Here is a 22709-nt window from a genome sequence, read left to right as displayed (position 1 = left end):
CCTTGCCAGGTCACTGAACAGTCTCGGCAGCATCTTGTCAGAGCTAGGCCGGCAGGAAGAAGCCCTAACCGCCGCAACGGAGGCAGTCGAGGTATTCCGGCGGCTAGCCGCCGCCGACCCGACCGCCCACAAACCTGACCTCGCCAGGTCGCTCAACAATCTCGGCAACATCCTGTCAGAGCTAGGCCAGCAGGAAGAAGCCCTAACCGCCGCAACGGAGGCAGTCGAAATTCGCCGGCGGCTAGCCATGGCCGACCCAGCCACTGCCGAACCAGACCTCGCCAGGTCGCTAAACAATCTCGGCAACAGGTTAGCGGGCCTAGGTCGGAAGGACGAAGCCCTCATCGCCGCAACGGAGGCAGTCGAAATTCGCCGGCGACTGGCCGCAGCTAACCCGACCGCCCACGAACACAGCCTTGCCAGGTCGCTCAACAATCTCGGCAACATCCTGTCAGAGCTAGGCCGGCAGGAAGAAGCCCTAACCGCCGCAACGGAGGCAGTCGAGGTATTCCGGCGGCTAGCCGCCGCCGACCCGACCGCCTACGAAGCCGACCTAGCCCACTCGTTGTTGGTAGCCGCAGTCTTCCATTTGAACAATTCGGCAACAACCGACGAGGCGTTACGGATGACATCCACCGCCGTTACAATTTTTCGCGGGCTGGCCAAACATAATCCTATCGCCTTCATGGAGCTGCTGCAGAATGCTGAGCATATACAGGCACAGTTGATGTCGCGGCCAGCTAAGGAGAGATAGCGGAACCTACATAAAGGTTTCGAGAAGGAGCAAAGGCTAGATCTAAAGAAGGCTCTAACCATCCCCAACCGGCATGACCACGTGCACTATCATCGACAGTTAAGGATTGCAGGAACCACGGCGGGCGCGGCCAAACGCGACCTGCGGCTGCAGCCCTTCGAAATCCTGCCCAGCCTCGCGGAGCACGCTCGTGGCCCGTCCGGGCCTGAAGGTCGCGACCTCTGGCATCCGGAGGTCCCCGCTTCCTGCGCGGCACTTCCTCTGATTGCTGCAGCACCGTAGAGGGGCGCCCGTCGTCCAGCGATTATCGGCCGGGATGCCCTTGGCAGTCAGCAGAGCGGTGAATTCAGGGCGCCGCGGCGGTCTCCACGGCGCGGTGCCCCTCAGCCAGGCTCCACCAAGGGTCTGATCGGCAACAGCAACGACCGCTTCGGTACGACTGTTGTCAGACCGACCGCCGCAACGCCGCAACACCGCAGGCGACCAGGAACGTAACCATCATCAGCCCGATCCGCAGCCAAGGCACATCCCGGGTCGGCCGTACGCCGATCGACACCGCCAAGCCGAGTTGTGCCAGCAGGACCAGGCAGATCACCACGCTGAGCGACCGGTAGGTGTTTCCAAAATCGGACCAGAACACCCAAGTGCCGTAGACGGCTGGGACCACCATCAGCAGGCTCAGGCCGATCAGCGGGACGGCCAGTCTCCATCGCATGCCGGCGTTCACCGCCGCTTCTCCCGGTCCTCGCTGGTGGCACCGCCCAGAGGTTCCACCTCGACGGTCAGCGCCGCACCCGCGTCACGAAGCTGCTGCGCTTGCCGCTCCCATTCGGCGCGCTCCTCCCGGCCGAGGGCCTCCCGCTCGCGCCGCGAAGCCGTGAAGGCGTCGTCCAGCGCCCGGCCGTGCCAGGAGAACGCCGCCGCCGTACGCAGGTCCGCCTCGCCGTTGAGGACGGTGCGGGCCAGGGAGCCCAGTGGGTCGTCGCCGCCGCGACTCCTGGCGAGCGTCGTCAGGACCGCGCGGGCCAGCGGTTGGCGGTGGATCTCGTCGGTCATGGCCTATCCCTGCTGTCCGGGGTGCTGATAGGGCTTGAGGTCGGGAAGCGCGGAGACGGCCGCGCTTGCCTGGATCATGCCAATGGTTCCGGCGATGCCCTTGAAGGTGGCCTCGGCGTTGCCGTAGAAGGTCGAGATCTCGTTGTAGAGGTCGTACGCCTGCCAGGCGTAGTAGGCAGCCACGCCGTAACCGATGACTGGCCCGACCCCCGTCTCGATCGTCGCCGTGCCGACAGCTGAGGCGAGGTTGATGACGATCAGGACGTCGATGAGCTTCGCGATCAGGCCGCTGACCACATCGAAGAGGTGTTTGGCAGCCACGGCAGCCTTGGTGTAGAGCTCGGCGTACTGGTCGCAGATCGGGTGCAAGGCCATGGCCGCATTCCCGAGCCTGAGCTGGAACTCCTGCTCGGCTTCTGCAGCCCGGCCGCGCCAGACGTCTGGTACGTCCCCTGCAGTGGTAACGAGGTTGCGCCCGACATCGAGTAGCGCATTGCCGATGATCCGCCAGGCTGCGGCGCAGTGGATGTAGGCGTCCCAGTCGCCGCTGAGCTGCTTGCTCCAGTCCTCGAACGGGTCGTACCCGAACAGCCACACGCTGACCTGGCGCAGCCAGGCAGCAGGGCTGATCAGATCCGCGAGCGGGTTGATCTTCCACATCTCGACCGCGGTCGCGTAGTTGGGCGACACCAGGTGCTTGGTTGGCTCGGCTACATCAGCGAAGGGAGACCGAGGAGCCGTGGGCCACAGGTCGGGGCGGCCGGTGGTGAGCGCGCTCCACATGGCCGCCGGGTCTCTCGCGCCCGGATAGGTCTGGTCGATCCGGCTTACCGCATTTACGTCCGAGGTGGAGTAGTGGCGCTGGGCGAGGTTGATCTGCGTGGCAGCGCTCCGGCTGACCGTCTCCAGCCGTTGTAGCCCCTGCGTCATCCGGTCGTACACCAGCTTGTGCGGGCTGGCGAAGATGACCAGCAGGCCTTCCTCGGCGAAAGTGAGGTCACAATGACGCTTGACGTACGTGAGCGTGTCGCCAACGTCGCCGGATGCCCGGTGCAGCACGTTGTACAACCCGTTCAGGCCGGCCGGATCCACATGGAAGCCGCTCATGTTCCCCGTGGCTCTTTTGCGAACACGAACCGTACTGGACCGAGATCAACAGCGTCAATGAATTCATGGCACGCGGTCACCCACCCGACACGAAGCGCTTCTTTGGGCGTCATCGCGTTCGGCGGCGACCTTGTCCCGACACTGCATCGACTGCTCGGGTCGGTGTCTGGACCATCGAAGCTCTCGGTCGCGGAGGGCGAGGGAACGCCCGCGCCACGGTCCCTCTACCGTCGTTGTCCGGCTGCTGCTGCGCCAGCCCACGGTTCAAGTCCTGCACCACATCGTCATCGCTGACGGCCGACCGCCATCGCTTGGCGGCACGGAAGATGAGCGAGCCGGCGGGACGCGCCAAGGGCACCTCGGCTTTGACGAACAGTTCGCCCCGCTGAAGGGCGGCGGACAGCCCCCGGTGAAGGGTGATTGCCAGGAACGGAAGCTCGGAGCTGAGGCGTACGACCTGCCTGTCGCGCAGCTGCGCGTGCCCGTCACCGCCGACGGCTGCTTGTGATCGCGCCCAGCGCAGGACTTCGGCCAGCTCAGCGGCAGCGTCGCGGCCCGCACCGACCGGCGGGGTGGCCCGCAGATCGGCGGCCGCGATGGCCGCCTGTCGCCAACCGCCCACCATCCTCAGGGCACCGCCGCTGACCAGGATGTGCACGGCCAGGCCGAGCTGGGTTCCAAGCTGCAGATGCGCTCCCGTCACCTGCCCCGGGTTCTGCCACATCGAGCTCCGCGCGGCGGCCATGGCAGCGACCGCATCATCGACGGTACGGACGCTGGGCGCGGGATTCAGCGGGGAGCGGGCGATGTCGAGTCCATCCAACGGTGGCTGCCCTCGCCCAGCAGCGATCAGTTCCCGGGCGATTCCCCCCAGGCCGCTGTTGGCGGTCCACCTGGCGGTCTCCGCCGCCGTTCGGTAGATCTCGGCCAGGTGTCCGCGCCCGTCGTTGAGCCATCCGGGCAGCGCGATGTCGACGATCACCGCGTTCGAGGTGAGCCTGGCGATCTCGGCGATACCCGACTGAACACCCCCGCCGGCTCGAATCGCGAGCCCTTCCGGTGTTCGGGGCCCCTGCCCTGGCGGAACGTGGCTGGCGAGGATGTCACCGATCACGGCGACTGCGTCAGCGGCCCGGTGCAGCGAACGCGCCGGTTCGGCGGTCCCTACGGCGGGAGACGGCGGAAACTGCCGGTCGAGGATCGTGGCAGCCCGAAGCCCGACGTAGAGCTGGGTCAGCCGCTGCCCGCGTCGCCTCATAATGGTCGAGGCGCCGGCCCGATCCGGTACCTCCACTGCCGGGCGGGCGCCGACCAGCAGTTCGGTCACCCGGGCCAACTGCGCGTAGACGGCGGACCTGGCCATGACGGCGGCGTTGATGTCGGCCGCGCTGTCGGCGGGCCGCTGTCCCATTGCCGTAGCGGCCACACGCAGGGCCTGGTACGCCTCCCGGTACCAGTGGCCAACGGTCATGCCAGGGCCGCCGCCGCACGCCGTAGCTGCTGGGCGCCGGCGTCGTGGCTGAGCCGCCGAGCCAGGCCCTCATGATCGTCGGCGGCCAGACGCTCGTGGTACCGCGCCAACTGCTCCAGCAACGTCGCCACGGCCAGCCGGGTCTCGGCATCATCGCGAACCGGCGCCGCAGCGTCCACGACCACGTCGTCGTATTCCGAGTACAGCCGGGCCCGGATGTCGAGCAACTCCAGGCCGCAGTGGTCCCAGGCGAGGTCGGTTCCGGCCAGGCACTTCCACGCCTCGATCGCCAGCTGGACGGCTGCTGCCGCAGTGGTGTCGTCTGCAGCCTCAGTCAGGCCGGCGCCAACCCTCCTCGTTGCCTCGATGTACTCCATGCCGCCAGCTTCATTCGATGTCAACAAGGCCGTTCACTCCGTTCGGTCGGTGGTACAACGTGTCGGTTCGCGGTCTCGGTCCGCCGCGCCCATGGGTCGGTTTGTGCGTTCGATCTAGCCGCTGCTGCTGGCAGCGAGCAGATCCGGCAGGAACTCGCGCAGCAGGGCGTACGTGACCGGCGCCAGGTCCTCAGGCACTTCCGCCTCGCGGACCCGCATCAACTCCCCCAGGAGATTGCGCAGCTCTGCGGTGTGTCCCTCGGCGTGGGCAGCTCGCATGATGTCGTGCCAGGGCCCGTCGTCGCCCCGCTCCGGATCGGCCAGCCAAGCTTGCTGTACGGCCCATCGTGCGCTGGCGGAATCACCGGCGTCGAGGTAGAACTCGGCAAGTTCGTGGGCGGTGTCCACGATCGCGGAAGTGAGATGCCCCGGGTAGATGTCGGACTCGGGCAACCAGGTGAAGGGGTTGCGGGCGCCGGCCGCGTACGCGCGCTCGGCTCCGTCGAGTGGTACGCCCCGAACGAGCTCCAACGCGGCTCGTAGATCCTTGACTCCGGCAGCGCCACGACTTTCGCCGCGGCTTCGCAGCCGACGGAACAGGTGCCAGTCCAGCAGATAGCCCGACTCCAGCCGGTAGAGCCGATCGGACCCCATCTCGGGCAGCCAGGCGGTGCCCTCCGGGGTCTCCCCCAGCCACCGACGAGCCCGGGTGATGGCGACCCGGCGGCTGGCGTCCTTGACCTGCTGGTCGGGCCACAAAGCGTCGGTGAGCTGCTCGGCGGATGCTCCGCGGGCACCGCGTTGAGCCAGGTAGACGATGAGTTCCGCGTGGAATCGGCGGCGTTGGTCGGGCACCGGGCCGGGCGCGTCGACCGCGACTGCCCCGAGGACGCTGATGCGGGGACGGGTCTTGTCCTGCTCGTGCCAGGCCCGTAGGTCCGAATCAAGCTGCGGGTCGGCTTGGCGGCGACGCTGGCGAATCGCGGCGGTGACCTCGCGTGGTGGAACGGTGGCGACCGCACGGGTGCGCTCGATGCGGGGCACAGCGACGATGGGATCCGGCGGAGCCGACGTATTGGCCTCTACGTCATCGGATCCCGCTGCCGTCGAGGGCTCGCCCGCAGTGAACAGATCGAGCACCGAGCCGGCGGCGTCGGTGCCGTCCGCCCACGCTTCCGGCTCGGCGGCCGGCGGGGTCCGCTCGTCCGTGGCAGCCCGCGCCTGCGCCATGATCTCGGCGAGCGGCTCCAACTCCCGTACGGGTAGTCCTGCCGCATTGCTCTCGACGAGGAGGAACGGCAGGGCGAGGTGCAGCAGGCCGTCCTCGTCGATGATGGCGGTGTTCGGGCCGGCGGTCGCGCGGGCCCTGGTCGTGCTCGCCACGGCGACGGCGCACCGGCCCATGTCTCGCAGCTCCTTTCCGAGCTCGTCGAGCACGCCGAGATCGCCTTCGTCCGGATCGGCGACGAGTAGCACCTGAGGCGCCCACGCCTCGCCGAGGTCGGTGATGCGACCGGCGAAGGTGTCGGCTGCTCCAGATGCGTTGAGGGCTGCTGTCACGGCCGCGGTGCGGCGCCGCAGTCGCGTCGCGGCCTCACCGACCGACGGGACCACGCGCACCCGGTCCGGATTGAGGGCGATCAGCAGTTCGGTCTCCTGCGCCGGAAAGCCGGTGACGATGACCTCGACGTCGTCGGACCAGGCGTTGCAGGCCAGTTCGCAGGCCAGGTAACGCAGCAGCGCGAGTGTGCGCTCGCGGTCGCCGGCGAGGGTGAGGCTGCCGAGGCGTTCGAGGTCGAGCAGCAGGTGTCGACCGGGCTGGGACCCTACAGCGACAAGGGTGGGCAGCGGCGCCAACTGCTCGGTGACGACGGGCATGCTGGCGTCTCCTGGCAAGGTCCAGTGCCCGCGGTCGTCGATCCAGGGCGCGGGCGGCTCTGGGCCGGGCTCGGTGAGCACGACCGTGACGGCCTGGTCGACGATCCACGCGGCGGCGATGTCCGGCAAGGGCTGTTCCCGCTCGGCCAGCGTGGCGGCGAGGCTGCGCAGGGCGAGGTCCAGCCGGTCGACGTCGGCCGGCTGCTCGGCCACGCGCAGCGCTCGTTCCGTGGCGCCGCCGCGGGGGTGCGGGAGCCGGCGGCCGGGCCGACGGTGCTGACGTTGGCGGCTGCGTAGACGGATCACTGCGGTGAGCAGCAGCGCGGAGAGCAGTCCTGCGCCGGCAAGCGAGCCCAGGACGATCGCCTCGTCGACATCACTGTCGCTGTCCTCCGCTGGCTGATCGGAGCGATGGTCCGATACCGAGGCGGCTGGGCCGTCGATCGGGCGTGCCGTAGCCGGCGGTTCGGACGCCCTCGGCGGGCTGGCCGAGGCGGATGGAGTTACGGCAGGGGACTCGCTCGGGCGATCCGGCGTTGCCGGAGTCGGCGCCGGTGGGGCGGGTACACCCTGCTGGCTCTCGTCGCCGGTTGGTGGGCGGGGCGCCATCGGCCCGTCGTCGCCGTCGGGAGCACTCGGGGCCGCCTGGGTGCGTTCGCCGGCCACGATCCGGCCCTGAGCGTGGTCAGCGGGGCCACGATCGCGGGCATCCTGGGGCAGGGCGATGCGCCATCCGCGCTCGATGTGGTGCGGGAATCGGTGGTCACGCCGCTCGAGACTCGGGTTGATCGCCGCGATCTCGGAGTAGCGGTCGGCGTCACCGAGGAATCGCTCGGCGACGCCGGCCAGCCAGTCGCCCCGCGCTACCTCGTAGACCAGTGGCCCGGTCCTTGCGGCCGGTGCCTGCGCCGACGTGGTGCTGGCGGCCGGGAAGGTGACTCCTGGAATCCGCAGGGTCCAGCCCGCGTAGATCCGGGTGTTGCCCGGCTGAAGGCTTCGCCCGTCCGGCTGTGCAAGACCCTGGTTGGCCTCGGCCAGGCGCTGCCAGGACACGTTGTAGCGCTCGGCGATGTCGAGCAGGTTCTCCCCGCGCTCCACCGAGTGCTCCAGGTACCCGCTGGCGGCAGGGGCTTGCGCCGGCAGGGCCACCCGCGGTGCCGCCGCCTGGTCTGCAATCGCATGGCTGGGGGCGGCCACGGCAGGGCTGGCGACTGCGGCGGGCACCGCGGCCGATGCCAGGGTCGGTGCGGCGAGCGCCCCGAGGATGACGGCCACCAGTGCCGCTGCAGCTCGATGTTGCAATCGCGTCCCAGGGATTCGGGCGGTGTTGCGCGGGACCCGCCCCTGCCGTCGTCCCCGCAGTTGCGCGACGGTCTCCACAACCAGTGCGGCCAGGAATGTGACCCAGGTCCATGCGGCCAGGACCGCCGCGACCCAGCCGATCAGCGCCAACGTGTGCAGGAACAGGTCTCCATCGTCCCGGCTGGTCAGCGCCTGCCAGATCTGGTCGGCGGTGGTGCCCGGATCGTCGGCGAGTGCGGTGAGCCAACCGCCGATTCCGGGCAACGGATTGCCGGCGGCCCAGACGAGGAGAACCGGCAGTGCGACGATCAGCGCGACCACGGCAAGGGCGCCGATGGCGGCGAGGACCTGTCGACCACGGCCGGTCGTGGGTGCGGTGCGTGCCACGGTTGCTCCTTCGCGGGCTGCTATTGAGCGATCAGGGTCGCGGTCGCCCGGCCGGTGGCCGTCGTGCCTACTCCTCCGCCGAACAGGTCGAGCAGGATCGGGTTGTAGGTGACGGTGACTGTGACGGTGAGTTGTTGGGCGCCGTCGACGGTGACGGTGCCCGTGACCCTGTCGAGTTCGTCGAGGTAGGCCTGGACGGCGGTGGCTGCGACTGAGGGGTCGATCTCCTTGGTGCCACCGTCGATGGCCTGCCCGGCCTTGATGGCCTGTCCGCCGGCGCGGGCCGCTTCGGCGGCGATGTTGTCCGCGCGTTGGTATGCCCGTACCTTGGCGCCGCCGTCGACGACGAGGCCGATCAAGGCGAGGAATGCCGGCGCGAGGACGGCGAACCAGATGGTGACTCGACCATCGTCGTCGCCCAGCCGGCGACTCAAGGCGGTCGCGCACTCGTCAGAACGCCGTTCCGACGGGCGCGTTTCGAGACCGCTGTCCGCCATGACCGCCGACGACCGTCCGGCACCGCTATCCACGAGGACCACGTCCGCATCGAAGCCCTCGCCACCGACGGCAGTGTCCGCCACCTCGTCGGCCTTCTCGGGCTCAGCGTTCAGGTCAGCACTCGCTACACTGCCGCCATCGACCACGGAGGCCTTGTCACACTGGGCGCTGGCACCAATGAGCACTGCCAGCGGGTTGAGCGGAGGAGCCTCATGGCCGATCAAGAGCCTCTGGATGATGCCTTCGCGCGATACTCCGACCGAGCCAGAACGGCAGTAGCCGCTGCTCAAGAGCAGGCCCACGTCGATGCAAGCGAACACGTCGACACCGAGCACATCCTTCTCGGCCTTGTCGCGGCAGGCGATGGTGTCGCCGCCGCCGTGCTCAAAATCATCGGGACCTCGCTCGAGACCGTGAGGCAGCACATGGAGCCCGCCGAGCGGACCGATCCAACGTCCACCGACGTCCTTTCGCTCACCGCAGACGCACAGAGCGCGCTGGACCGTGCCTTGACGGAAGCCACCAAATGCGGCGACGGCTACGTCGGCACCCAACACCTGCTCTTGGGCTTGCTCAGCGCGGGCGACAGCACGGCTGTCGCGGTTCTGAACAACCTCGGCGTTACCTACGCGCGGGCCTTCGACGGGTACCTCAGCCTGTTGAGCCCGTTCACCGGTGGTGCGCCCTCCCCCAGACAGGAGCCGCCAGGCGGCATGCGGCAAGCGCCGCCACGCATCGGGCTGCCACCAGAGCTTGGTCAGTACAACCAAAGGATCGCCGAAGCCCAGCAGCAGAAAGAGGCGGCGGTGGACGCTCAGGACTACAACGCCGCTGCTACCGCGCGCACCATTGAGAAGGCCGTGCTCGCAGAGAGAAATGCCATGATCAGGCGTTGGGCGGCCGACATCGACGCGGTCGTCCTGGTCGATGAAATCGACAGGTTGTATCACGAAGTCGACCGGCTGGAGGCGCGACTCGACAGCCAGGATACCTAGCCGGCCGGCGAACGCCGGCAGTGCGACTTGCGCCGACAATGGTGCGGATCCGACGCGATTCGTGAAGACCGCATCCTGAACGACACTCCTGCCGCCGACGGCGGCCTCCGCCGCCTGGCCGACCTGTCGGCGCAGGCCAGCGCCCGCTACACCGCCGCCGTCGACCACCCCGACCTCGCCGGGACCCGCAGGCACCAGGCTGCGCACTAGTGTTCGAACATGGATTGCTACACCTGCCATCGCAATCGCCAGATCGACACGCTGCCGGCACGTGAACTCGTCGCTGTCGACGAGCACTGGCGCGTCGCCCACGCCTTCGACGCGGCCCTGCCAGGCTGGTTGGTACTCGTCCCACGCCGGCACGTGGCCTCGATCGCCGAGTTGACCGACGCCGAAGCGGCCAGCCTCGGCACATGGCAGGTGCGGCTTTCCCGAGCCCTGCGGGCCGTGACCGGATGCTCGAAGACCTACGTCATGCAGTTCGCCGAGAAGGAAGGCTTCGCCCACGTGCACTTCCACGTGGTGCCTCGGATGCCGGATCTCCCCGACGACCGCCGCGGTCCCGCGATCTTCGGCTACCTGGGTGCTTCCCAAGGCCAACGTCTCGACGAGCTGCAGCAGGACGAAGTCGCCGCAGCACTCCGCGCGCGGCTCGACGACGCCGGCCCGGAGTAGGGCCGGGCACCCGTTGGCGTGTCTTCCGCAGTCCCCGCCGCTCCGGGTTCGAGAAGCAGCTCTGATCGGTGCACTCATCGCACGCCACCCGCACTCGGGTCCACCGCTTCAGTAGTCCCGGACCTGAGGGCTCTGCTCCGGTAGGTGTCCAACGGGCTGGTGAAGGACGCGCTGAGCGCCACAGTGCCGGGCATGCCGGGCAGTGCAACATCGGAGAAAGTCGCGGTGCAGCTGACGCGGGTGGTAACGGTTGCCGGTTGCCCGACAGGAACGCCGAAGCCTGCGGCGGAAACCGTGACGTCCAGGCCGGTACAGCTCAGCCCTTGGGCATCGAGGGTGGAGTTGGCGGCGGCCAGCGCCTGCTCGTTCGCCTCGCCTGCGGTACGTGCCAGCGAGGCCGTGCGGGCGGCGTCGTAGGCAGCCGCTTCGAGCGCCTGGCGGGCGATGTTGACCCGGCCACCGATGACGGCACCGACGAACAGCGCCAGAATGGCCGGCGTTACCACCGCCATCTCGATGCTCACCGAGCCGCGCTGACCGTGGACCCATCGGGTACTCATGGCGTGGTGGGCCGTTCGACGGGGCCGTGCGCGGACTTGGTGATCGTCCAGCTGAAACCAGGTAGCACCGTGATCGCTCGGCCGGTAACCGTCACCCGCGCCTCCGTGGCGGTCCTGGTGACGACGACCTGTTCGTCTTCCAGGCCAGCCCCGGCTGCCGACAGGAAGCTGGTGGCGCGCGCTTCGCCAGTTGCGGCAGTCGCCTGATAACCCCGGGCGGCGTTGACCCCCTGGGTGGCAGCCCCCAGCGCGATGGACTGGGCGAAGAAGACCAGCCCCGTCTGGACGACGGCGAAGGTCAGCAGGATCATCGGCAGCGCGATGACGGCGAACTCCACCGGCGAGCTACCACGGTCGCTGAGGTAGTGGCCCGTCCGCCAGCGTCCGGCGGGGCGCGGGAGGAGGGTGGGCTCTGCCTGGGTCACGGCTGCGTCGGAATGAGGGCGACCCAGCCGTTGGCGACGGCGACGATCGCCCCGGCAACGACGACGGCACCGGCGACGAGAATCGCGGTGATGACGGCGGTGCCAACGGGGCTGTCGCCTCGCTCAGCCTCAGCTGGATCGGTCATGCGCTGCCAGTTGGTTACCAGGTGGGCGATGACGGCGTGGATGGTGTGCATGGCGTTCCCTCCGTGGGTGGGTGGTCAGCGGACGAACAGGCGGGCCATGAACGGGTAGCCGATGAGGACGAGGAGCACGAGGATCAGCGCCGCAGCGGGGATGTCGAGCTTGTTGGTGCGAAGCTCCGCCTGGGCGAGGGCCTCGGTGCGGATCCGGTCCCGCATCGAGTCGGCTCGGGCGCGCAGCGTCTGGTGGACGTTGGCGCCTTCGCTGCCGGCGGTACGCATGATGTCGGCCAGGTCGCCCAGCTCGATGACCTCGATGTCGCGGGCGAGGACCTTGAGCTCGTCCCACGGTGGCCGCAGCTGCAGCTGGGCGCTGAGCAGGGCTTCCCGGATGCGGGCGAAGACCCAGCCGTGGCAGACACTGGCTGCTCGGTCGAGCGATTCCACCGGGCCATGGCCACCGAGGACCTGGTGGGCGGCGAGGTCGAGGTAGGTGCACATGGCCCGGGTGAACTCGGCCCGCGCGACGGCAGCCTTGGATACGACTTCCCGGTGAGCCAGCGCCGCGCCGGCCAACGCGGCGGCGAGCGCCCCGCCCGCGGGGATGAACACGGGGATCGGCAGCCGCAACACCGCAACGACGACGGTGATGAGGGCTGGCAGGATGAGGCAGAACAGCGCCGACAGCCCGAGGGTCAGGAAGTACTGGTCGGTGGTGCGGTTCAGCAGCCGCAGGTCGGCGTGCGGCACCGTGAGACGGCGCCGCAGCCAGCTGATGCCGGCCGGCGAGTTGCTCGCGGTGGTCAGCGGGTGGAGTCGTCGAAGCGCGGGACCGAGCGCTGGCGGGGCGGGGATCAGCTGTACGACCAGCAGGAACACCCCGAGGCCGGTCATTGCGCCGGCGACGACCATGGCGGTGAGGTAGCCGTTGTTCATGCCGCCGCTCCCAGCGCCTGCGCCTCGACCGGCGGTAGCAGCCGCTCCCGCCTGGGCGGGAGGCTGAGCTTTCGTACCGAGGTCATCAGCACGATGTACAGGCCGGCGAGGAACAGCAGCACGAGCTGCCCGAGCACGCTGCCGTAGGGCTGCAGGTAGTGCGGGTTGATCACCCCGTACGCCAGCAGGAGAATGGTCATGCCGGTCAGGAACCGGACGGCGAAGCGCGGACCCTCCCGCTTGGCGTCGACCGTCGAGCGCATCTCGATCTCGGCTGCGATGGACCGGCTGATCGCGGTCAGCACCTCGTGCAGGCCCTCGCCACGGTCGGTGACATGGAGCATCAGCGGGGCGATGACCTGGTCGGCGGTGTAGTCGTCGAGGTCGTCGGCCATCTGCTGCAGGGCGGCGATCGGGTCGCCGCTGCCCTGTAGCCGCGCCGCCAGGTCGCGTACCTCCTGTTCGATGAGCTGCGGCGCCGTGGCCGCGGTCGCGACGACTGCCTGCTGCAGGCCGATGCCCCGGGCGACGATGTCGGCCAACCGGCGGGTCCAGGCCTCCACGGCCTCCAGCCGGGCGACGGCCTGCTTCTCGGCGCGACCGGCGGCGAACAGCCACGGTATGCCGGGAACGGCGATGCCGATGATCAAGCCGGCGGCGGGCCAGCCGGTCAGCAGCCAGGTCAGGCACCCAGCAGCGGCAGCCGTCACTACCTTGATCTGGTGAGCGCGTTGCTCCCGCCGCGTACGTCCGGAACCGGTCCACCAGCGGCGCGCCCGCTGCTGCGCCGCCGACGGTGGCCGGGGCGACCGGGTGGTCCCCACGACGCCGATGACACCGACGACCGCGCCGGAGACGGCGAGCATGCCCGCCAGCACGGCGGCGAGGTCGAGCAGGCTCATGGCTGCCTCGTCACGGTGTCGAGACGAGTGGTCCAGGCGCCGCGGTTGTGCTCCCCCTGCTGGATGTAGCCGGTGAGTTGACGAGGGTCGTAGCCGACCCGCCGCAGAGGTGCGAGCAGCCGCTCCGGCAAATGCCGGGGTACGCCTCGTCCGTCCGGCCCCGGTCCGAAGACCTGGGTGGTGACAAGCTGGTCACCGCTCATCCCGCCCACCTCGAGGATCTCCGAGACGAAGCGGTGCTTGCGACCGCCGAGTTTGGTCTCGTCCTCGACGCTGACGTACACGATCAGGTCGATGGCGCCTGCGGCCATCCGCCGCGCCAGTTCGGCAGTCATCTCGGGCCCGTGTTGCAGTGCCAGCTCGATGACGCGGTCCATCACGGCACGGGGGTGCCGGGCGTGGATGGTGCAGAGCGAACCCTTGCTGGTGGCCATGGCCTGCAGCATCGGCACGATTTCCCGGGAACGGACCTCGCCGACGATGATCCGCTGCACGGACATCCGCAGGGTCAGCGGGATCATGTCCATGATCGTGACCTCGCCAGCGGGTCGACCATCGGCGCCCCGGGATCCGTGGCCTTCCCGGGACTCGAGGCTCATCGCCCATCGGTGCTGTCCGGTGGTGTGCAGACCGAGCTCGCGGGACTCCTCCAGGGTGACGAACTGCTCCCGATCCGGGATCTCCCGGGCCAGACCGCGTAGCAGGGTCGTCTTTCCGGCGTCGGCCAATCCGGCCACCATGATGTTGAGGCCGGCAGCCATGGCCGCCTTGAGAAACTGGCAGATCAGATCGTCCATCGCGCCGTACCGGTCGCGGAGGTCCTCCAGGCTGACGTCCATGAGCGTGTGCCGGCGGATGGCCGCGTACGGACGCACCGACACCTGCATGAGCACCGTGAGGCGGCTGCCGTCGGGCAGCTGCATGTCCAACCACGGCTTGGTCGAAGACAGCGAACGCTCGGTCGCTCCGGCTCGCATCGCCAGGACCTGGAACATGTCGATGAGTTCCTTGTCGGTCTCGGCGACCGGCCCGCCTACCGTGATCCGCCCGTCGGTGTGCTCGATCCGCACGTTGTCGCAGCCGAGGATGTGGATGTTGACGACGTCCGGGCGATCGAGCAGCTGCTGGAGTCGGCCCAGGCCGAACATGTCGGCGGCGACCGCGTCGAGCAGCGCGTCTTCCTCCGCCTGCGAGATCGGCTGTCCGGCCTGATGCAGAGCGTCGACATGATTACGGACCAGCCGGGCGGCGATGCGCTCCGCTTCGGCCTGGCGGTGCTCGGTGGAGACGTTGGGGGTCTCCCGGAGCGCCACGGTGAGTTCCGCGCTGACCCGGGCGCGCAGCAGTCGCACCGCCGCGTAGTCGATGCTCACCGGCCCGGGCTGCTGCGCGGCGACGGCTGACGGCTTGGACTCCGGCCCGAAGGCAGACCCGCTGCTGTTGGTGGGCCAGCGGTTGCCGTTTGCGGCGACCCGGTCGTACGCTGCCGGCCAGGTCGGGCCGCTGTTTCGAAGCTCATCAGGCACGGCTGCTCTCCCTCGATGCGGTAGGGGCCAGGTGCGCACGCCGCCGCGCGATCGCAGCACGTACGGTCGACTCGGCGCTGGCAGCGGCCCGCAGCAACCGTTGGCTACCTCGCAACCGGCCGCCGCCGTCGCTCAGCACCTCGGCGGTGCGTCGGTCATCGGGGAGCTCGATTACGGTGGGCAGCTGCAGCCGCTGTTCGATGTCCCGCCGGCTGTAGGGGCCCTCGCCGATCAGGGCCAGGGCGAGGGCTCCCGGTCCCTGGCCGTACTGGGTCAGTTCCCGCCGGAGCATCCCCGCCACGCCGGCGGCTGGGGCGATGGTCCGCAGGGCCGCCGCACGTACCACGAGCAGCAGCAGGTCGGCGCGGAACAGCAGCGGCCACGGCGGCGCGCTGGTGGCGAGTCGGCCGCAGTCGGCGATGACGTTGTAGCCGGCCTCGCCGCGCTCCAGGTCAGCGAAGAACTCCGTCAGTTGTTCCCAGGTCGGTCGGATGGTGCCCGCCTGGACCGGGTCATTGATGCCGGGCAGGACGAGCCGCTGACCCGGACTGCCCGCGTCGAGGTCGACGAGCTGGTGGGCGAAGGCGTCGGCGAGCTGGTCGCGGAGCGCCGCCGCGGCCAGCGGCAACAAGCCGATGGGTGGGACCTCGAGACTGGACAGGTAGCCGCTCAGGACGCTGCCGCCGGCCGGGTCGCATTCGGCCAGCACCGTACGTCCGCTCCAGGACAGGGTGCAGGCGAGCGCCGTGGTGGTGACGCCGGGCGAGCCCTTGGCCGAAACCATCGCGATGATTGCCACGTCAGTTTCCCGTGGTCAGTGCCACGACGATGCGGCCAGCCGCCGCACGGGAGGCGACGAGCGGTCCATCGCGCTCAGCGACGGCCACGTTGAGCAGCGTGGTGCCCTCCTTGGCGCCGGTACGCACGTCCACCACGGTGGCCTTGATGCTCATCGGCGCGGCGGTCTGCTGCTGGTTGGAGACCGGACCGTCGTCCGTGGTCACGACGAGCAGTACCTCGGCACCTGGTATCACCCGCTCGGCGGGCAGGCGCTCCTGCGGCAGGCTGAGGCCGACCAGTTGCTGCCCCTGGCCCGGTACCGCCGTGTCGGTGAGTTGCGCCTGCGTCAGCAGGGTGCCGGGCACCAGCGCGACCGCCGCGAACCTGCCGACGACCTGATCGGCGGCGCTGGCCCTGATCGGCTTGAGTGCCGGGTCGACGGTGATGCGTACCGTGCTGAGGTCCGACCGGTCGAGGACGGAGCCCACCTCGACCGTGGTGCTCACCGCCAAGTACTCGGCCGTCGTACCGACCGTGCGCAGCACCGCGGCCGCGATCAACCCGCCGGCGGCGACCAGTGCCACCGCCAGCCAGACCAGCGCCGGCCGCCAGCGACGTTGCGGAGCGACCCGGGGAATGGCGTACGGGGCAGCGACCGGCGAGGCGGCACGGGTGGACTTGGTCGGCGTACTGGTCATGACGTGATCACCTGCAGCTCGTCGATGTCGATCGTGGTGGTGGAGGACAGCTCGATGGATTGGGAGCCGGTGTTTCCGCCTCCGCCGCTCCAGGTGATCAGCCATGTCGTGGTGGCCGTGACCGTGTAGCGGCCTCCGGCCTGGGTGCTGCTCGGGTGGCGGTAGCCGTCGTATCCGCAGTCCGGCGACCTCTTGTTGCCGTAGGAGGGCCGGAACGGGGTGCCGGGCTTGGTGCAGGTGACAGAGTTACCGTCACCCATGCTCCAGACGATCTTCTGAGCCCGGGCGGTGGCCGCGACCGATCGGCCGGGCACCGCCGCTGTCCGGGTGATGGGTCCCCAGGTGCTGGGGCTCACCCTGTTCCAGAGCCAGATCGGCAGTCCGACCAGACCGGCGCCGCTGGTCTGCGGGGCGATCCCGATGTCCGGGCCGTCGAGGTTCATCTGGGCGATGGCTCGTTGTGCGAGCTCCTGGTAGGACGGCAGGATCCCGGCGGGCGGGTCCGGCGACCAGGTCGCCGCGGTCTGCGAAGGGACGCCGCCGTAGATGCCGCACGTGCGGATGCTCCAGTAGCCGTCAGTCCGCCCACCGGGCGGCGGCGGGACGCGCTTCACATAGCAGGACCCGTCCCACACGCCGAACTCATCGACGACGCACGGCACGGTCTGGCCTTCATAGCTGCAGCCCTTCCCGGCGCCACCGCCGTTGTCGCCACCGCCGCCGTTATCACCGCCGCCGGTACCAGGCTTCTCGACCACCCAGTAGCAGTTGCCCAGCGCGTCGCAGTGCTCGTAGTCGGCGTACGCCACGCCGGGTGCGAGGAGCGTGCCGCTGCCGACCGCCAGAATCAGGGCCGCGACCACGGCCGACTTCCGCTTCAGCATCGCCTCTCCCGTTGGGCGTTGACCTCTCGGACGCGCCACCGGCCGTCGTCGAACAGTTCGGCCTTGGCGATCACCACGTATCTCGTGGCCTGGCCCTCGATGCGCACCGACTTGCCGGTCTTCTTGGAGATCACGTCCCACTTCCCGGTGTCGAAGCAGTCCTCGACCTCGGCGGTGAAGGGACGCCGGCTGGTGTCGACCTTGCTCACCGCAGGCGCGGAGACCGGCTCTCCCTTGGTGACGAGTCCCTGTTGAAACTTGATCAGCAGGTCCTGGCGCACCGTCAGCATCGCCGGGTCGGCCACGAACCTGTCGAGCTTGGCGTTGTAGTCACCCTTGTTCGAGGCGGTGACGTAGCTCCGTACGTAGTTCCGGTAGGCCGTGAGAGCGGCCGCGCCGGCTTCGGCTTCCTCTGCGTTCACCGTCGGCGACGGGGTAGCCGCTGCGGCCGTCGAGGTGGGGCTCGGCTCGGTGGCAGGCTCCTCGCCCGTGCAGCCCGTTGCTCCAAGGAGCGACGCGGCCAGACAACAGACTCCAACTCTGAAGGACCTGCTGGCGGTGGCGACCAAGGTCATGCCTCCTCTCTCTGGTGACCAGCGCAGTCGCAGCCTCCTGATGACGGCTGGCCAAACGTTCAGCCCGCTGGCCGGCCGGCAACTCGGTCGTACCGCTGATGGGTACCGAGACTGGTTGTCCGCTTGCGACCGTCATCGGTGGCAGACTGCGCAAGGGGTTCGCCTCTTTCCCCGACGTCGAGAGCCACTGTCGCTGGGCCACTGGCAGGGAGTGGTTCCCTAACCAAGCGGCCCAGCGACCCCCGTTCATCAGCGGCGGCCGGGCAGAGGTGCCGATGCTCCTGCCGATGGCCGAGTGCGTCGGTGAGCGCCGCAGGACAGCTCCCCCCGTTCGTGCCCCTCACCAGCTGATCCCTCTCACTGACGACTCCCCCCGGTTCGGGTGGCCCTGCCGAGATCAGCAGGAGTCGCGCAACAGACGTTTAGCGGTTTACGTCACCGCTCAACAGGCGTTGCTCCGAACAGGAGCGAGCATACGCTCACGTTCCGTGCATGTGTCAACATCTGTTTTGTTGACGCAGGCATCTGCGACACTGTTGTTTAGTCGCTGGAGGGGTGAAGAATCATGGTCGACGATCGGCACGTTGAGCAGGAACTGCCGCCCCTGGACACGCTGGCCGCCAGGCTGGAGTACCTGTTCGACAAGATCCGCCCGACCTCCGAGGAGCTCAGCGACTCCGACGAGCCTGGGCGCAGGTACACCAACAAGGAGATCGCCGACAAGATCAACGCTACGGCGGCCGAGACCGGTGTCACGATCAGCGCCGCCTACATCGGAGAGTTGCGCCGTGGCGTGGCCAGCGATCCCCGTACCTCGCACGTGCGTGCGCTGGCGTCCGCTTTCGGCGTGAACTCGGGCTACTTCGTGGACGACGCGGCCGCACGGCGGATACAGGAACAGATCACGTTGCTCAGCGAACTACGTCGGATGGACGTCAAGCAGGTAGCGCTGCGCCAGGTGCTCGCCGACAACGGACTGTCCGCGGGGGATACGCAGCTCATTGAGCAGATGGTGGCCCGATTGCGCGCCGTGGCCGAGGGCGCAGCCAGTGCCACGCCGGACGATCGCAGTTGACTGTGCAGATTCTTCGGTGGCAGTACGCCGACGAGCGGGGGAACGCTGACGTGAAGTTGCACCGACTACGCAAACGCTGCGAGCAGATCGTGGCCGAGCTTGAGGTGCCGGAGCCGTTCGACATCCGGAAGCTGTGCGACGTGCTCGGCGAACGGCGTGGCCGGCCCATCCATTTGGTGCCGATCAGCCTCCCGGCGCACACCGTTTGCGGGATGTGCGTGCCGACCGGCGAGTTCGACGCCATCTTCTTCGAGCAGGACACCTCGCCGCTGCACCAACTGCTGATCATCGGTCACGAGGTAGGCCACCTGCTCGCTGGCCACCGGGCGACTGAAGTGTTGGACGCGGACGCCTCCCGATTGCTGCTGCCGGACCTCGACCCGCAGTTGGTCCAGCGCAGCCTGGGCCGGAGCAACTACGCCGCTGCGGAGGAGCGCGAAGCCGAGATGATCGGCTCGCTGCTCCTCCGGCGGGTTCGTGAAGGGCTCGGCGACGTGGACGACGAACCGCTGGATGGTCTGCAGGCTGAGCTGTACGGCCGACTGCGGCACTCGCTCGAACACCCCCGCTGGTAGGTCGTCGATGGACACCTTCCTGTACGCCCTTTGCGCGGTAGCCGGCTGGTTCGCACTCGGGTACATGATGCGACTCCAGCGCCGGCATCCCAGCCAAGCTCGTCGCGCGATCTGTATAGGCCTCGGGGCCTTCGCCGCCGGGATCACATTCGCGATCCCGCAGATCGCGACCGAGATCGACCGGGTGTCGGGGCTACCCAACCTGGCCAAGGTCCTATCTCACGCCGGCGCCCTGACCATCTCGGCGAGTGCCGAGAACATGCTCCTCTACCTCGCACTCCCCCCTGCGAAGGCCGCCGCTCGTACCCGCCGGTGGGTCTGGGCCACCGCGTGCGCGTTCCTCGTCATGGCCGGCCTGTTCGTCTACACCCTCACGTACGACGAGCCGGTGCTCCTGACGGTCGAATATGCGACGGATCCCGTCGTGACCGCCTACCTGCTGATCTTCCTGCTCCTTGGCTTCTTCGCCTACTGCTTCGACATCACACGGCTGTGCTGGAGCTTCGCCCGAATCTGCGGGCGCCCCTGGCTGCGCAGGGGCCTTCGCATCACTGCGGTGGGTGCCGCCTTTGCACTGCTCTACAGCACCAACAAGATCGCGTATCTCATCGCCTACTGGGCCGGCTACCAGCCGGCTGGCGAGCGGCAGATCGCCGCGGTTCTGGTGACCATCGGCGCGTTGCTCATTACGATCGGCCTCACCATGCCGGCGTGGGGGCCCACCCTCAGGGTTACGCGGCGGTGGGAGGACTTCCACTCGTACCGCCGACTCGAACCACTCTGGCGGGACCTCATCGCGGCCCTGCCCGAGCTCGAACTCGACCCGAGCCTGCGCCGCCCCCTCGCGGCCGTCCGCGACATCGACTACGCGCTGACCCGCCGGGTAGCCGAGATCCGCGACGGACGCCTAGCGCTTCGCCCGTACCTGGATGTTGGCGTGACGGCACTGGCCGAGCAGTTCGCCGAACAGGCGAGACTTTCTACGGATGAGCGACGGGCAGCCGTCGAGGCAGCACATCTGGCCTGCGCCCTGCGTCGACGTCGCGCCGGTCTCGCGGCCGCAATCCCGCAACCCGCGGATGAGCTACACCGTCCGGACGGTGGCTTCGCCGGTGAGGTCGCGTGGCTGACGCTCGTCACTGACGCTTACGCCCGATCGCCGGTGGTGGCCCAGACGCTCGCCGCGAGCGAGCAGCTCACCGCTGAGGACACCCCGCACCCCACGGCAGGAGACGCCCGCCGATGAGAGGCCGCTACGGAAACCTGACCCGCACCCGCGCTATGGATCCCGAGCACGACTACCTGGTGATCTACCAGACGATGCTGCGCTACGAGTTCCCGTGGGACATGAAGCTCGGGCTCAACCTCGCCTTCAACCGGTCCTTCTCCATCCCCGCAATCGCCGCTGTGCACACCGCCACGGGCGAGCTGACCGATCGCACCCAGAAGCGGATAGACGACACCGGCCTGCTGATGTACGAGATGGTGCTCAACGGCTTTGAGCAGCCCCGTGGCCGGGACGCGCTGCGGCGCGTCAACCAGATCCACCGCCCGCACGACATCAGCAACGACGACTTCCTCTACGTCCTGGGCTGCCTGGTGGTGATCCCGACGCGCTGGTTGCAGGAGTACGGCTGGCGCCAACCCTGCTGCCACGAGCGACAGGCCACCTACCTGTTCTACCGGGAGCTCGGACGGCGGATGCGCATCACGGACATCCCCGGGTCCTACGAGGAGTTCGAGAGCTGGTTCGACGCCTACGACGCCACCCATCTGCAGCCCAACGACGACGCGGCCACCATCGAGCGGGCCACCCGCATGCTGATGCTCACCCGCATCCCCAAGCCCTTCGCCCCGCTGGGTAACGCGCTGGTCAGCGCCATGTACGACGCACCACTCCAACGAGCGATGCAGGTCGAGGCACCGGCGTGGCCGGTCCGGGCTGGCCTGCACGTGGCGTTGAAGACACGCTCGCGGCTTCAACGGTGGTTCGGAGCACCGCGTACAACGCCGTTGTTCGCCGACGGGATCCAAACCAAGAGCTACCCCGACGGGTACGAGATCAGCCAGCTTGGCCCGCAGCAAGACCATGTGCCCGGTCACCCCGTCACATGAGCAGCCGGCCGGCGCTGCTGTCGGCGCCGCAGCGCCTCGGGGTGCCTGACAAGCCCAGCAGGGTTGAGCTGATCCTGCTCGCACTCTCAGTCACACCGCTACTGCGGTGGATGGTCGTTCGCCTGGCCGTCCCAGCGGGCCGGCTCAGCCGGCGGGCTTGCGAGTGCTGCGGTGTGGAGGTGAGTCCGATCGGGCCCGGCTGGGCCGCACTGCTGCCGAGCGGCCGATGCGGCCGGTGTTGGCACAGTGTGGGAGCCCCTCCATATCTGCTGGAGCTCTGCGCTGCGGTCGCCGTGGCCATCGTGGTCCTCGCCGCTCCCACCGTCCCGGTGTTGCTCGCCGGCCTGTGGTGGGCCGGCTGCGCAGTCCCGCTTGTGTTCATCGACGCTCAGGTGCACCGTCTGCCCAACGTCATCACCATGCCGGCGGCGGCCGGCGTCTTCGCTCTGCTCACCATCGACGCAACCGTCACCGATCGGTGGGAGCCCATGATCGACGCGACGATCTGCGCGGCCGTCGCCACTACAGTGTTCGTCAGCATGGGGCTGGTCATGGGCAGGCGCGGCATGGGTCTGGGCGACGCCAAGCTGATCCTCTCGATGACCGCGCTGCTGGGGTGGTGGGGATGGGGCGCCGCGTTCGGCGCGGTGTTCTTTGGCTTCCTTGGCGCGGGATTCGTCGGTGCCGTGCTGTTGGCCAGCGGACGTGTGCGTCGCGAAGCTCACATCCCGATGGGCCCGTTCTTCATCGCTGGCGCTGTCGTGATGCTCGCGCTCCCCGCTTGATCACCGACCAGGCAACTGCCAAATGCCGGATCTGCGGCCTGTCGTGGGGACGGTACTCTGCCGCCTCGTGAACGCCTTGCTACGACGGTTCGTCGAACTCATCGAAGCCGACTTGGCAGCCGACGGCTTCATCCGCCGCGGGCCGGTCTTCCGGTACTTCGACCCAGAGGGCAACGGCATCGCCCTCGACATCCAGCGCACCACCGCGCTAAGGGGAGGCCGAGTTCTTC

25 protein-coding genes are annotated in these 22709 nt (G+C 68.7%); 8 read left to right on the top strand and 17 right to left on the bottom strand.

The annotated features are described in order from the left end of the window. Nucleotides 1-754: tetratricopeptide repeat protein (locus tag RM555_RS24605; RefSeq protein ID WP_311413953.1), on the top strand; the 754-nt coding region annotated here is incomplete at its 5' end. A gap of 445 nt (nt 755-1199) precedes the next feature. On the opposite strand, the gene RM555_RS24600 is transcribed toward RM555_RS24605, so the two are convergent. The 7 genes from RM555_RS24600 to RM555_RS24570 all read right to left on the bottom strand — a co-directional run bounded on the left by RM555_RS24600 (nt 1200) and on the right by RM555_RS24570 (nt 9054). Then, entirely contained in the window at nt 1200-1481 is a 282-nt protein-coding gene (locus RM555_RS24600; RefSeq protein ID WP_311413952.1) for a hypothetical protein, read from the bottom strand. After that, nucleotides 1478-1810, bottom strand: a complete 333-nt coding sequence (locus RM555_RS24595; protein ID WP_311413951.1) for a hypothetical protein — start codon at nt 1808-1810, stop codon at nt 1478-1480. The genes RM555_RS24600 and RM555_RS24595 overlap by 4 nt, the downstream gene beginning before the upstream one ends. Before the next feature lie 3 nt (nt 1811-1813). After that, a complete protein-coding gene (locus RM555_RS24590; RefSeq protein WP_311413950.1) occupies nt 1814-2917 on the bottom strand; it encodes a hypothetical protein in 1104 nt (367 codons plus the stop codon). 109 nt (nt 2918-3026) lie between these two features. After that, complete coding sequence (locus RM555_RS24585) at nt 3027-4388, bottom strand: hypothetical protein (protein WP_311413949.1); 1362 nt, start codon at nt 4386-4388, stop codon at nt 3027-3029. Beyond that, entirely contained in the window at nt 4385-4765 is a 381-nt protein-coding gene (locus RM555_RS24580; RefSeq protein WP_311413948.1) for a hypothetical protein, read from the bottom strand. Before RM555_RS24580 ends, RM555_RS24585 begins: the two co-directional genes overlap by 4 nt. 114 nt (nt 4766-4879) lie before the next feature. Continuing rightward, complete coding sequence (locus RM555_RS24575; RefSeq protein ID WP_311413947.1) at nt 4880-8332, bottom strand: LysM peptidoglycan-binding domain-containing protein; 3453 nt, start codon at nt 8330-8332, stop codon at nt 4880-4882. 20 nt (nt 8333-8352) lie between these two features. Beyond that, on the bottom strand, nt 8353-9054 hold the full coding sequence (locus RM555_RS24570) for a TadE/TadG family type IV pilus assembly protein (protein ID WP_311413946.1): 702 nt from the start codon (nt 9052-9054) through the stop codon (nt 8353-8355). Here RM555_RS24570 and RM555_RS24565 point away from each other — a divergent pair. Then, on the top strand, nt 9043-9825 hold the full coding sequence (locus tag RM555_RS24565; RefSeq protein WP_311413945.1) for a Clp protease N-terminal domain-containing protein: 783 nt from the start codon (nt 9043-9045) through the stop codon (nt 9823-9825). The two genes, RM555_RS24570 and RM555_RS24565, sit on opposite strands and share 12 nt — an antisense overlap. Nucleotides 9826-10044: 219 nt before the next feature. After that, nucleotides 10045-10500: an HIT family protein gene (locus RM555_RS24560; RefSeq protein ID WP_311413944.1), complete on the top strand. Its 456-nt coding sequence runs from the start codon at nt 10045-10047 to the stop codon at nt 10498-10500. 74 nt (nt 10501-10574) lie between these two features. Here RM555_RS24560 and RM555_RS24555 read toward each other — a convergent pair whose 3' ends face one another. The 10 genes from RM555_RS24555 to RM555_RS24510 form a co-directional block, all read right to left on the bottom strand. Next, nucleotides 10575-11060, bottom strand: a complete 486-nt coding sequence (locus RM555_RS24555; protein ID WP_311413943.1) for a TadE/TadG family type IV pilus assembly protein — start codon at nt 11058-11060, stop codon at nt 10575-10577. After that, complete coding sequence (locus RM555_RS24550; protein WP_311413942.1) at nt 11057-11398, bottom strand: TadE/TadG family type IV pilus assembly protein; 342 nt, start codon at nt 11396-11398, stop codon at nt 11057-11059. Before RM555_RS24550 ends, RM555_RS24555 begins: the two co-directional genes overlap by 4 nt. Before the next feature lie 83 nt (nt 11399-11481). Next, nucleotides 11482-11682, bottom strand: coding sequence for a hypothetical protein (locus RM555_RS24545; RefSeq protein ID WP_210839854.1), 201 nt, complete (start codon nt 11680-11682; stop codon nt 11482-11484). A gap of 24 nt (nt 11683-11706) precedes the next feature. Then, nucleotides 11707-12564 carry a type II secretion system F family protein gene (locus RM555_RS24540; RefSeq protein ID WP_311413941.1) on the bottom strand — a complete coding sequence of 286 codons (858 nt, stop codon included), beginning with the start codon at nt 12562-12564 and terminating at the stop codon, nt 11707-11709. Further along, nucleotides 12561-13466, bottom strand: coding sequence for a type II secretion system F family protein (locus RM555_RS24535; RefSeq protein WP_311413940.1), 906 nt, complete (start codon nt 13464-13466; stop codon nt 12561-12563). The genes RM555_RS24540 and RM555_RS24535 overlap by 4 nt, the downstream gene beginning before the upstream one ends. Next, the gene (locus RM555_RS24530; protein WP_311413939.1) at nt 13463-14992 is read right to left on the bottom strand and encodes a CpaF family protein; all 1530 of its coding nucleotides are present in this window, start codon (nt 14990-14992) and stop codon (nt 13463-13465) included. The genes RM555_RS24535 and RM555_RS24530 overlap by 4 nt, the downstream gene beginning before the upstream one ends. Continuing rightward, nucleotides 14985-15791, bottom strand: a complete 807-nt coding sequence (locus tag RM555_RS24525) for a ParA family protein (protein ID WP_311413938.1) — start codon at nt 15789-15791, stop codon at nt 14985-14987. Before RM555_RS24525 ends, RM555_RS24530 begins: the two co-directional genes overlap by 8 nt. 1 nt (nt 15792) lies before the next feature. Next, entirely contained in the window at nt 15793-16470 is a 678-nt protein-coding gene (locus RM555_RS24520; RefSeq protein ID WP_311413937.1) for an SAF domain-containing protein, read from the bottom strand. Then, nucleotides 16467-17354: a hypothetical protein gene (locus tag RM555_RS24515; RefSeq protein ID WP_311413936.1), complete on the bottom strand. Its 888-nt coding sequence runs from the start codon at nt 17352-17354 to the stop codon at nt 16467-16469. The genes RM555_RS24520 and RM555_RS24515 overlap by 4 nt, the downstream gene beginning before the upstream one ends. Next, nucleotides 17348-17776, bottom strand: a complete 429-nt coding sequence (locus RM555_RS24510; protein WP_311413935.1) for a hypothetical protein — start codon at nt 17774-17776, stop codon at nt 17348-17350. Before RM555_RS24510 ends, RM555_RS24515 begins: the two co-directional genes overlap by 7 nt. 718 nt (nt 17777-18494) lie before the next feature. On the opposite strand from RM555_RS24510, the gene RM555_RS24505 reads away from it, so the two are divergent. The 5 genes from RM555_RS24505 (at nt 18495) to RM555_RS24485 (ending at nt 22479) form a co-directional block, all read left to right on the top strand. Next, a complete protein-coding gene (locus RM555_RS24505; RefSeq protein WP_311413934.1) occupies nt 18495-19004 on the top strand; it encodes a hypothetical protein in 510 nt (169 codons plus the stop codon). A gap of 2 nt (nt 19005-19006) precedes the next feature. Continuing rightward, nucleotides 19007-19579 (top strand): ImmA/IrrE family metallo-endopeptidase, encoded by a 573-nt coding sequence (locus tag RM555_RS24500; RefSeq protein WP_311413958.1) that lies wholly within the window; start codon nt 19007-19009, stop codon nt 19577-19579. Between the two features lie 7 nt (nt 19580-19586). Beyond that, a complete protein-coding gene (locus RM555_RS24495; protein ID WP_311413933.1) occupies nt 19587-20825 on the top strand; it encodes an MAB_1171c family putative transporter in 1239 nt (412 codons plus the stop codon). Then, on the top strand, nt 20822-21694 hold the full coding sequence (locus RM555_RS24490) for an oxygenase MpaB family protein (protein ID WP_311413932.1): 873 nt from the start codon (nt 20822-20824) through the stop codon (nt 21692-21694). Before RM555_RS24495 ends, RM555_RS24490 begins: the two co-directional genes overlap by 4 nt. A 293-nt stretch (nt 21695-21987) precedes the next feature. Further along, nucleotides 21988-22479, top strand: a complete 492-nt coding sequence (locus tag RM555_RS24485) for an A24 family peptidase (protein WP_311413931.1) — start codon at nt 21988-21990, stop codon at nt 22477-22479. Nucleotides 22480-22709 lie beyond the last annotated feature (230 nt).

Source organism: Micromonospora reichwaldensis (genome assembly GCF_031845925.1).
GTDB lineage: Bacteria > Actinomycetota > Actinomycetes > Mycobacteriales > Micromonosporaceae > Micromonospora > Micromonospora reichwaldensis.
This window is presented reverse-complemented; position numbering and strand designations above follow the sequence as displayed.